We start from the raw sequence: 11,061 nt of genomic DNA, 5'->3' as shown, positions 1-11,061 counted from the left end.
CGATCACTCCAAATCCCCCCAACCAAAACCGTCGGGGAAGTGTGTTCACATGGGTCAATTCTCAGTGACAATTTATGGGGCTACCGGGTCAGTTCTCAGTGACAATCAACACCATCCACATTATCCTTACGAACGGCGAGGGTGAGCCAGCCCTTGACTGTTGGTGTCGAGTGCATCAAAAGTATGCAACACAACGAGGTGCGGATACTGTATTTCCATTTGAAAACAGTGACTTGAATGGAGGATTGTGCTTGGTTGGGTATCCTACCTCCCCAACGTTTCCCATGCTGATAAGCTCACTTCCAACCGGGGCAGCTTCTCGATCGCCGTGCGTTTGATCGCTATTGGTGTCTCGTCGCGGTACGTCAACGTGTTTGTATTCTGATCTTCGGAGCCTTCCACATGCCCAAGAAGGTCAAGCCGAGTGACCTCATGGATTTCCTTCTCATGGATCAGCGTGTTGTTAACGAAATGGCGGAGGCTGTGGATGCACAGTTTGCGCGGGTTGCCGCCAAGCGCAATCGCCATCGACTTGCGCCACTTGTCGTCGAACCTTTCACCGAACTTCTCCACGAGAAGGGCCGGATCCTTGGCTTTTGCTCGTGCAGAACCCTTGCGTGGTTTGGGAACGACATCGGGGAAAAGCAGGGCGTGTCCCTTGGAGCGAATGTATTCGGCATAATCGAGCAGGCCGAGGTCCAGCAACTGCGAGTGGATGGGGACGATGCGCGTGAGCTTTTCGTCGGGACCGGCGTCTTTTGCCTCCCCTTTGATGCCCCGGTACTGGTTCGCCTGGATGATGAGTGCGGGAATGCCATCGACGTCTTGGATATCCGATGCCAGCATCCCGGCGATTTCGGCCCGACGAGCGCCCGTATACATCAGGATCAGCGGGATCCACCACGCGCCGTCGCGTGTAACGACGGACCCAGGGACATGGCGTCTGGCAGCGGATGCCGCACCGGTCCACAGGGTATGTGACAGAAGGCGGTTGGTTTCCGGGGACGTGAAGCTTGCTCGTTTCTTGTGTCGGTTTCGCCCTGACGTCTTCTTTGGCTTGATGGCCTTCAGGTCCAACTCCTTCAGGTCTGTCAAACCCTCGGCAACGGCGCGTTTGATCAGAAGTTCGATCGACTTCACGTGGCGGCGAAAAGTATCGGCGGCAAGACCCTTGTCCTTGGCATCGAGATGCTTTGCCCCCAGCAGGATGGTCTCCAGTTCCTTATGGGCATCCTTGTCCGAACGCAGGAATTTTTTCGGAAATTGCCTGAGGACATCACTCCAGTGGGCTAATTTTGCTTGAGTAATTTGCGTCACGCTGGTGATTCCGAGGATTAGCATAAAACGCCTGATGTCAGATTCTCGCTGCCCTGCAACCGCTGGTGTCATGTCTTCGGACCGCACGGCTCTCCAGAACACATGGGCGATGTCCGTGGACCAGACGTCGGAGTTGGCGGCTAGGGCTTCATCTTTACAAGCCGCGAAATGATCGGCGAGGGTTGCCATTGTCTTGCATACGGATTTCGGGGCCGGGCCCGCAATATCGGCTGCTTGTTGGGCCAGACGGGCTTCTGCCTGCGAGGGAGCCAGCGGGCTTTCTGTTTGGGATACCGGGTTAACGAGCGAGGCCTCAGGTCCGGAGGACAATGTTGAATCGGGGGCTTGCGGGGGCGGCGTTGATTCAGCGCGCTTGGGGATATCGACGATGACGTCTGGTGCAGTGGAAACCGGATCGTGTTGCCGCTGTTCATCGTGAAAAGCGGTGAAATTTGTCGGCGCGGTGCCGTCTTGCAATGCCGCGAGACGGGCGGCGATGTACGCTTCGCGCAGCTGGCTGGTATGCTCGGCGCTGGTGAGGTGCAGTGTCTTGATATCCGGAAAGGTCTGCTGGATCCGGCGCGTTTCTTCCGGGGACTGGATGCGGCAGGCTTCCACGGAATAAAGGTGCATCGCGATGCCCAGGGTTTCCGGCGACCATTCAGGGTCAACCCGCTGCAGCGGGAGGCTGTCGCGGATGCCATCCTCCAGAAGGCTCTGCAGGATCGTGGGCATCAGGGAGAGGCGGGTTTCATCGTCGGCGCTGAACCTGCCGCTCATCCTGGCCATGCGCACCTGACGGCGCAGGGTGAACAGGCTGTCTTCGAGGCAATGGCGGAAGTACCGCGCGACGAGGTCATTGGGCAGGGGCGGGGCCATGAAAATGAAGCTGTCGAACATCCGGTCGGACTCCTGGGTCAGGTGTCTGACCCAGGTATGCGCAAGATTTTCGTCTGTCGTCCCCAGTGGCAAAGAAATTGCAGGGAAGGATGCAGAAAATCCGGGGAGTCGCCTACGGAAGTGAAATCGCTCGCCCTTGCGGTGGAGATAGCGGCAGGTTGTCATGCTGGCCTCGACGGTTGAGCCGTCGTGAAGCCAAGGGAGACACAGTGTGTGAGCCGCTTGTGCCCCTCATGTGTGCGGCCTGTGTGCCAGCACCGCAGAGAAGGGAGAAAGTGATCGGAGCTACTTTCCGTTTTCTTTCAGTATCAACGTGTTAGGTTGATAATGGCTCCGGCGGTAGGGACCGGAGCAGATATTCACAGCAATGGCGACCTTCGACTTTGCGGGTCTTTGCTGTAAGGTTTCTCGCGTGTATGTCGCAATACTATGGCCACCAGACATAGTCGGTGGCGGCATCTCGGGCAAGCGCAAACCGTGGCCGTATGGGGGCGCGGAGCGGGGTTTCGAAAGGGGCGGCAGCCCCTTCGGCTTGGGGTTTCGAAAGGGGAGCGCAGCACTCCCCTTCGCCTGCTCGGCATAAAACGAACCCCGCAGGGGTGAGGTTATGCCTAGTAGGTTCTGCCATCGCGCCTCACAGCCGCTAAGGCCGCCCAAAACACGCATCATTTTTCCTTTTGGATTTTCGCTGGCTTCCACGAGTCTCGGCGTATGAAGGATTACGTCGACATATCGCCCGAGCGCCCCGCCAAGGCTCGGCACGTTAACACGAGCGCCCGTGACGCCAACCCGCGTGCGGTGTCTGTTCGGATCGAAGCGCGCAGCATGTCGCAGGCCAAAGGCACGCGGCGGCATGACTTTCGCATCGGCACGCCGCCCGCCTATGTCGACGCCAGCCGCATCGGACTTAACCGCACACTGATCCCGATGCGGCCCTTGTTCGAGATCCGTGATGAAAACGCCGAGCTGCGCAAGAGGGCAGGGCGCGTGCGTGCGATGAAAGCGAACGCTGCCGTCATCACGTCCGGCATTATCACCTTCGGGCGCGATGCTGCGGGTATGTTCGAAAGCTTGGATACGCATCAGCAAGACGCAGCGTTTGAGGCTTTGACCGGCGAAATCGCGGATCGCCTGAACACGCAGGTCGAGTCCCTTGTGGTGCATCTCGACGAAAGTACGATCCATGCCCATTTCGCCCTGCGGGCGTACACCAACACCGGCGAGGCGGTGAGCGCTGCCACGCAGGCCGGGACCACCGCACACCTGCAAGACATTGCGGCAGAGGTGATGCAGCAGTTCCACCCCGGCATTGAGCGGGGTCATCGCAAGCGCGCACGCTTGGCGGCAGGGGCGAGCTACGCCGAGACCCTACATCGCAGCGTCCGCGAGCTGCATCAGGATCTGCCGGATGAACTGGATGCGCTGCATTGCCAACGCGAGGGCTTGGCCGATGACGTTCAATCCATACGAGCGGAATTGGAAGCGCGCCAATCAGAGCTGGATGCGCTGGAGCAATCCGCCGCGAAAACGCGCAGACACTTGGCGAAACTGGCCGCCAAGGCGGAGCTATCGGAAAAGGAGGCAAAACGGCGGCGCACCTACGCCGTGCGATTGGAGAAAAAAGAAAATGATATTGCTGCCACAAAGGCGGCTTTGGTCGTGCGAACACGCAAGCTACAGGCTGCGCAAGCAGCCGTTGTAGAACGCGGCGAGGCGGTGAAGGAGGCGGAAGCAACGCTGGCACGGAACGAAGCGGCTGTGGCCGAAGCTCAATCGGCGTCAGAGGTCGAAACCGAGCGTTTGATGGCCCTGTCGGGCACGATAAATCAACAGAAGAAGGAAGTGGCAGCGGCAGAGGTGAAGCTGGCGGAACGAGCACGGGAGGTAGAGAGCAGAGAACGGGAAGCCGACACTAGCCTTGCCGTCATCGAGCATGTCGTGGAGGAGCTGGCCGAGGAAACCCTTAAGGTGCAGGAGAACGGAAAGATCGCTTTGAAGGACGCTCAGCCATTGCGCGACGCCCCAAAGCCTCTGCTGAACCGCCTCATGCCTGCAATTTTCAAGATCGTCCGCAAACGGCATGAGGTTGAAGTGAAAGCGCGGTTCGTCGATGATATGATGCGACGTGTCCGCAAGTTCCTTGGCCGTGAAGATTTGCCGCCGGAGGTGGCAGTAGAGGCCGATGATTTGTCCAGAAATTGGACGCCGTGAACGCTTCAAATATGGCGTAATGCGGCCCTGCGGTCTGAAAGTTTGGAGACTGAACCCTGAAATTTTGGTTCGGCGCTTCTAAGTGGCGGCCCGTCAGGCCGGCCATTCGCTACGGTAACAAAACTCGGACTTGGTCGAAGTTACGGGTCGCAAAAAACCAAGGTTCATTACCCAAATGCTGCCTGGGCCTTGCCCGATAGAAAACTCCTTTGAGCGTCTGCGCAATAGCCTTTCAAAGTTTACGTGGTGGCTTTGTTGCGAATGGGGGGGGCAATTCAGCGAGATACAGTTGATCGCCCAGCATACAAGCGCAGAATCCTCTCATCGCGCAAGCGCGTGGGTAGGCAGGTAGGTGTATTGACATTGAAGTCAAATAGATTTATTCACAAATGAATTAATTCATATCAGGATAAGTCCATGCATGGAAGAAAAAGTGAGCGGGGTACGTTAAAACGTAAGCTCATATCTGGGCAGAACATTCACATGCCGGCCCCTCGTCGCATCGGGAAGACGTGGACAATCAACCGGCTCGCAGAAGACATGCGGAAAGAGGACTGGTTGATAGTTGAGGTGGATGTCCAGGGCATGTCAGCTCCGGAAAAGTTCGCGCGCCGCTTGTGCCAAAGAATTCAAGGTCAGTTATCCAAGGCCTCAGGCCTACATGCGGCCTTAAAGAGCCGGCTAGATGCATTGATCGAAGGAAATTGGGGCGACAACCCGATCAACGCGATCGGTAAGGTCGATCCTGTGGCCTTCTTGGACTTGCTATTGGATGCGCTGGAGAAGGACGGCAGGCAATCGGCGATTTTCGTGGACGAGATCGCATATTTCGTTCTCGGCTTCGCAGAGCGAAACAATGACGACGCCAAGGACTTTTTCTACGAGCTAAGGAACCTGCAGGCCAACTACTCGAAGGTTAGATGGCTTTTCACCGGTTCGATCGGCCTGAATGTGGTTGCTGAGCGGTTCGGCCTTGGCGGCGCCTTCGTCGATCTGGACACCTTCATTCTCGAGCCATTCAACGAAATTGAGGCCCGCTCCTTTCTACGCGACCCGGCCACGCAGAATGCGTTCAACCATCCGTTCGTCTCGAGCGACGAAGACCTCGACGTATTGTTTGAAGAACTTGGCTGGCTTGCGCCTTATTATCTTAAGCTGGTCGGGAACGAGGTCCGCCCCTCGGGCGCCGCCCGTGACGGTACGCTCACCGCGACGCGAGACGACCTGCAGGCGGCCATGCAGAAACTGCTCGAGCCAACTCGAAAATCCGAGTTTGCCGTGTGGCGAGAGCATATCGACAAGAACCTGCCAAAGACCGACAGGATCTTGGCCCGGAAGGTGCTGGGCCACTTGTCCGCCAGCACCGACGGAGAGGTGGCAAGTACGCTGCAATCCGCCATGGTGCCGGAAACGCAGAGGGCCGTTCGGGACATTTTGGACATCCTGCAAAGTGACGGGTTAGTGCAGTGCGCCGAAGACCGTTACCGGTTTAGATCCGGCCTGATCCGCCGCTACTGGCAGCAGTACGAGGCGGACAGACAATGATACCGCAGCCAACTCTCTATAACCAGACCATACTGGATGATGAAGAGTTCGTCGCGAATTTCGTGGCGCGCCGCGACACGCTCGAGACGATGTGCCGCCGCTTAAAATCGGTCGGGCGAGAGGATGATGGACAACACCAGATCCTAATTGGTACGCGGGGGATGGGTAAGACGTCCCTGCTGCGCCGCCTAGCGATCGAAATTAAGCGCGATCCGAATTTGTCGGATCGTTTTGTCCCGCTAATGTTCCGCGAAGAGCAGTACAACGTGCTGCGGCTGCGGGATTTCTGGCGCAATTGCGGGGAATCCTTGGCCGAATGGGCAGAAAGCCAAGGGCGCGACGACTTGACAGGGCATCTTGACGACGTGGTCTTTTCAAGCAGTTGGGATAGCAACGACGGCGCAGCAGAGCAGTTCGAGATGGAAATGCAGGCGCTTGGCAAACGGGCCGTTCTGTTGATTGACAATTTGGACCTGATCTTAGATGCTCTCAAAGAGGAAGATCGCTGGACCCTGCGCGCCAGCTTGCAGGCACGGGGCGGGCCAATCCTCGTAGGCGCCGCAACCCAGTCACTGAAGGAAGGCGCGGACCGAGACGCAGCCTTCTACGAATTTTTCCAACCCTGTTACCTCGAACCCCTAGAATTGCAGGAAACCGAGACTTGCATGCGAGGTCTCGCAAACCAGCGCGGCGAGGTAGGGCGCCGTGTCCTCCGTGTGATGCGCACCGATCCCGCACGTCTCCGCGTCCTTCACCGATTGACCGGTGGCAACCCTCGGGTACTAGCGCTGACATATCGCCTTCTCGAGACCGATGACTCTCACAGTGCGATGGCCGATCTCGAACGGTTGCTGGATGAAGTAACGCCCTATTACAAAGCCCGCGTCGAGGAATATCAGACCGCCTTGCAACGGGCAATTATTGACGCAATCGCGCTTCACTGGGACCCGATCACCACCGGACATCTGTCCGACATAACCGGCGTCCCGACCACAACGCTGTCGTCGCAGCTGACCCGGCTGCGCAAAGATGGCCTGATCGAAAGGGTCGAAACCTCAGGGTCCTACGCCGGCCACCAAATTGTCGAACGTTTCCTTAATATCTGGTACCTAATGCGGCACGGCACGCGGCGCACCCGGCAGCGGATGCGCTGGCTCGTCGCGTTTCTGTCGAGTTTCTACTGCAAGGACGAGTTGAAGGAAATCGGCCGTACTGCACGCGCAACGGGCCGTTTCGATCTCTGGACTCGCGACTACGTGCATGCGTTTGAACAGGCGACGCAGATCGCACCAGAGGGCGTGCATCTGGGCCGGAAGTTGGAGAGTCCCAGCCAAGACAAGTCGATTACAGCAGACTATCCGGCTTTGCCCGAAGCCAAAGTGGCGAAGGAAATGGTCAATAAGGCGATCACGCTGGGTCAGGCCGGCGATCCCGCGGCAGAGGTCGAGACGTACGACGCGCTCATCGCCCGCTTCGGTGGCAGCGATGCCCTCCCTGTGCAGGAGCAGGTCGCGCGGGCCATGGTCGATAAGGCGATCACGCTGGGGGAGGCCGGCGATCCCGAGGCAGAGATCGAGAGCTACGACGCGTTCATCGCCCGCTTCGGCGACAGCGACGCCCTGCCATTGCAGGAGCAGGTTGCGCGGGCCATGGTCAATCAGGGGGTCGGCCTGAGCCAGGCCGGCGATCGCGCGGCTGCACTCGAGACCTACGACGCGCTCATCGCCCGCTTCGGTGACAGCGATGCCCTGCCATTGCAGGAGCAGGTCGCGCGGACCATGGTCAATAAGGGGGTCAACCTGGGCGAGGCGGGCAATCACACGGCAGAGATCGAGAGCTACGACACGCTCATCGCCCGCTTTGGCGACAGCGACGCCCTGCCATTGCAGGAGCAGGTCGCGCGGGCCATGGTTAACAAGGGGGTCGGCCTGATCCAGGCCGGCGATCGCGCGGTGGCGCTCGAGACCTACGACGCGCTCATCGCCCGCTTCGGTGGCAGCGATGCCCTCCCTCTGCAGGAGCCGGTCGCGCATGCCATGGTCTATAAGGCGATTACGCTGGGGGAGGCAGGCAATCACGCGGTGGCGCTCGAGACCTACGACGCGCTCATCGCCCGCTTCGGTGACAGCGATGCTCTCCTTCTGCAGGAGCAGGTCGCGCGGGCCATGGTCAATAAGGCGATTACGCTGGGGGAGGCCGGCAATCACGCGGCAGAGATCGAGACCTACGACGCGCTCATCGCCCGCTTCGGTGACAGCGATGCCCTCCTTCTGCAGGAGCCGGTCGCGCTGGCCATGGTCAACAAGGGAGTCGGCCTGAGCCAGGCCGGCGATCGCGCGGTGGCGCTCGAGACCTGCGACGCGCTCATCGCCCGCTTCGGTGACAGCGACGCTCTCCAGCTGCAGGAGCAGGTCGCGCGGGCCATGGTCAATAAGGCGATCACGCTGAGCGAGGTCGGCGATTCTGCTGCCGCGCTCGAGACATATGAAGCGCTCCTCGCCCGCTTCGGTGACAACGACGCCCTCCCGTTGCAGCAGCAGGTCGCTTGTGCAAAGGTCTTTCTGGCCAATCACCTGATCGACACCGGCGCGGAGACGGGCCGCGCTGAAGCCCTATTGAAAAGCGTGCCGGAAGGCCAGAAAGCCTTGGCTTCTGGGAACTTATTCTGGCTGTATGTTACGTCGAGAGCGTTTTCCAAGGCGCGAGAGACGTTGCGCCACCTCGAAGACATACCTCCCGAGGGGCGCGCGTTGATGTATGCAGCGCTTGCCATTCAGGCCGAGAATTTCGGAGATGCCACGGATCATCTGGAAAATGCTCTACAAGGAGGCTTAGTGCAGGAGAATTGGAATTTCACCGATGACCTAGAGCGTTTGCTCCGCCTCGCCATCGCGACTGGAGCCGGCGAGCGTATGGTCGACTGGTTCGATGAGACTCGTCTGGCTGATCGTTATGCCCCGATCCATGCCGCTCTGAAGGCTGCGGTACATGGCGAGGCGCGCTTGCTCGACGTGAATCCCGAAATCCGTCACGCTGCAGGCCTCATCCTGCAACGCTTGCTCCCTGCCTCAAGGCCTCCGAAAGGAAAGTGACAATACTTGGATTTTTGAACACTGCTTGCATGAACACCAAGCACAGCGAGTGCGGGATTTCGCCTCATTGTCGCGCGCTCAGATTTGGGGGGTATTCCGCGGAATGCGCGCTCCCTTCCCAATGCCAAGGTGAGGTGGCTGATGCAGCGAATTAGGGATCCCGCCCAATCGGTAAGGCCTCCATTGATACCTTGCAGCGGATGTCCTCGCGTCACAGCACCCTCGGTAGCGTTTCGATAGCCGCTTGCATCTCCGCAATAGGTGTTTGCTTGCGGTAGGTGCGTTCGTGGACGTCGCGGCCTTCGTGGCCGATGATGTCGCGGACGATCTTGTCGTCGATGCCGTTGTGGTCGAGGGCATTTTGTACGTAGTGGCGATAGCTGTGGAAGCTCAGTCCGCCTCCACTTTCGCCCAGTTGTTTGTTAATGACCCCGCGCATGGTTCGGCCGAGTTTGCGACCCCAGATGCCGGTGCCGGGTTCTTCCTGTTCAGGGAAAAGCGCTTTGTTGCCGCGCTTCTTTATATCTTCGACGTGAGTGAGGAAGCCCAGTTCGATCAGGTGGCTGTGGATCGGGATCACGCGCTTTGAGGCCAGATTTTTGATGCGGCGCAGGTTGTTGTTGGCGATGGACAGGCATGGCACGCCGTCGACCTCCACCACATCCGTGACCATCAAACCGGCGATCTCCGCACGCCGCGCGCCGGTGTAGGCGGCGATCAGCGGTGCCCAATAGCTGCCGTTGCGGCGCACGGACGGGCGGCTCCACGTTTTGTGTTCGGAGATTTTTTGCAGATCGGCGTGGGTCAGGGCCTCGCGACGATCACGGTCCCGTACAGTGTCCTTGCGGCGCAGCTTTGCGGGGTTCAGCTTGTCATCGACCGGAATGCCTTCGTCGGATGCCCACGACACGATCTGCGCGAGATGTTCGAGATGGCGGTTAATGGTGCCAACGCTCAGGCCGGCCTTTTCAGGGGGCAGGGCGGCTGCGCGGGCCATGATCTCGTCACGGGTAGCGATGGCATCACGCGGGCTTTTGCCCCAGCTTTTCGGGAGTTTGTGGAGGTCCGAGCGGAAGGCCGAGGCATGGCTCTGCCGGATCTTGCGGACATCCGAAACGCCGGTCAGCGTGGTAAACAGCGCGACAAAACTAACGTATTGGCGCAGGGTCTTCTCCTCGACACCTTCGCCGCGCTTCAGTGCGTTCATGCGCTCTACCACGGCTGTTAGAGCCGGGTCAGGGAAGGCGTCTTCCTCGGGCTCCGGTTTCGGTTCGGGTTTAGCAGCGGGCAGGGTGGGCGCAGAATTGCCATTGGCATGCGGGCCGTCGTCAGGGGGGATGAAGTTGTAAGAGCCGGTGTTCGCCATGGCCCAAGCATCCGCCTTGGCCTGAATGTAGAGATTCATCATGGCGAAAATCTCACGTGTGGTTTCCGGATCGTGGTCGGTGTCCTCCCTGAACTGGCGCTCGATCGTCAGCCTGTGACCCTCGTTATCGAGAGCGCGCAGTTGCAGTTCAATACAGTTCTGGAGACGCTGGGGCATGTCCGGCGAAATGTTAGCGTGGACGCCATGCCGAGCGATATGCGCCCAGGCCGCCTGAAAGATGGCGTTGGCGACCAAATCATCTTCGGGATCTCGAGAAGAGGTGATGCGCAGGTTCTCGAGGTGGGCCAACTTGTGCTGCTCGCGCTCGATGATTGCCGACATCCACCGGCGTGCGGTTTCTTCGGGGATGATGTTGTGGACGGCGTGGCTCATAATGGTGTCGCTCTCGGAACTTAGCTTTCGTCCGAGTATAGCCGCGATTTTCGGATCTGTCGTGCGAAGCGAAAGCTTTAGATCAAAGAAACCAACACCTTGGCGCCGCATCCTGCGCCGCCAGTGGTACTGTTGCCCGCGTTTGAAGATATGAGCCTGCTTCTGCATCGTCAGCCGTCCTCTTGGACGCGAGCTAACACAGCTGGCTAGGTTCCGTATGGAACACCCGTATGCCAC

Annotated in this window: 5 protein-coding genes; 3 read left to right on the top strand and 2 right to left on the bottom strand. The window is 59.0% G+C overall.

The genetic code is table 11. The annotated features are described in order from the left end of the window. Positions 1-264: 264 nt before the first annotated feature. A complete protein-coding gene (locus ACN5AZ_RS03485) occupies positions 265-2,217 on the bottom strand; it encodes a hypothetical protein (protein WP_419427446.1) in 1,953 nt (650 codons plus the stop codon). 711 nt (positions 2,218-2,928) lie between these two features. On the opposite strand from ACN5AZ_RS03485, the gene ACN5AZ_RS03480 reads away from it, so the two are divergent. The 3 genes from ACN5AZ_RS03480 (at position 2,929) to ACN5AZ_RS03470 (ending at position 9,065) form a co-directional block, all read left to right on the top strand. Then, positions 2,929-4,428 (top strand): plasmid recombination protein, encoded by a 1,500-nt coding sequence (locus ACN5AZ_RS03480; protein WP_419427445.1) that lies wholly within the window; start codon positions 2,929-2,931, stop codon positions 4,426-4,428. Positions 4,429-4,845: 417 nt separating this feature from the next. Next, entirely contained in the window at positions 4,846-5,973 is a 1,128-nt protein-coding gene (locus ACN5AZ_RS03475) for an AAA family ATPase (RefSeq protein ID WP_419427444.1), read from the top strand. Beyond that, positions 5,970-9,065 carry a tetratricopeptide repeat protein gene (locus tag ACN5AZ_RS03470; RefSeq protein ID WP_419427443.1) on the top strand — a complete coding sequence of 1,032 codons (3,096 nt, stop codon included), beginning with the start codon at positions 5,970-5,972 and terminating at the stop codon, positions 9,063-9,065. Before ACN5AZ_RS03475 ends, ACN5AZ_RS03470 begins: the two co-directional genes overlap by 4 nt. 211 nt (positions 9,066-9,276) lie before the next feature. Here the strand turns inward: ACN5AZ_RS03470 and ACN5AZ_RS03465 are convergent, their stop codons facing one another. Then, entirely contained in the window at positions 9,277-10,992 is a 1,716-nt protein-coding gene (locus tag ACN5AZ_RS03465) for a tyrosine-type recombinase/integrase (RefSeq protein ID WP_419427442.1), read from the bottom strand. Positions 10,993-11,061 lie beyond the last annotated feature (69 nt).

The sequence above is a fragment of the Sagittula sp. SSi028 genome, from assembly GCF_048553715.1.
Classification (GTDB): Bacteria; Pseudomonadota; Alphaproteobacteria; order Rhodobacterales; family Rhodobacteraceae; genus Sagittula.
Note: the sequence above shows the minus strand (reverse complement) of the source record. Positions and strands in the feature narration are given on the sequence as shown.

Bases quoted from the DNA above. Each gene is read 5' to 3' on its own strand.
- ACN5AZ_RS03475 (WP_419427444.1), top strand. From the start codon at position 4,846: ATGCATGGAAGAAAAAGTGAGCGGGGTACGTTAAAACGTAAGCTCATA.
- ACN5AZ_RS03465 (WP_419427442.1), bottom strand. From the start codon at position 10,992: ATGCAGAAGCAGGCTCATATCTTCAAACGCGGGCAACAGTACCACTGG.
- ACN5AZ_RS03480 (WP_419427445.1), top strand. From the start codon at position 2,929: ATGAAGGATTACGTCGACATATCGCCCGAGCGCCCCGCCAAGGCTCGG.
- ACN5AZ_RS03470 (WP_419427443.1), top strand. From the start codon at position 5,970: ATGATACCGCAGCCAACTCTCTATAACCAGACCATACTGGATGATGAA.
- ACN5AZ_RS03485 (WP_419427446.1), bottom strand. From the start codon at position 2,217: ATGTTCGACAGCTTCATTTTCATGGCCCCGCCCCTGCCCAATGACCTC.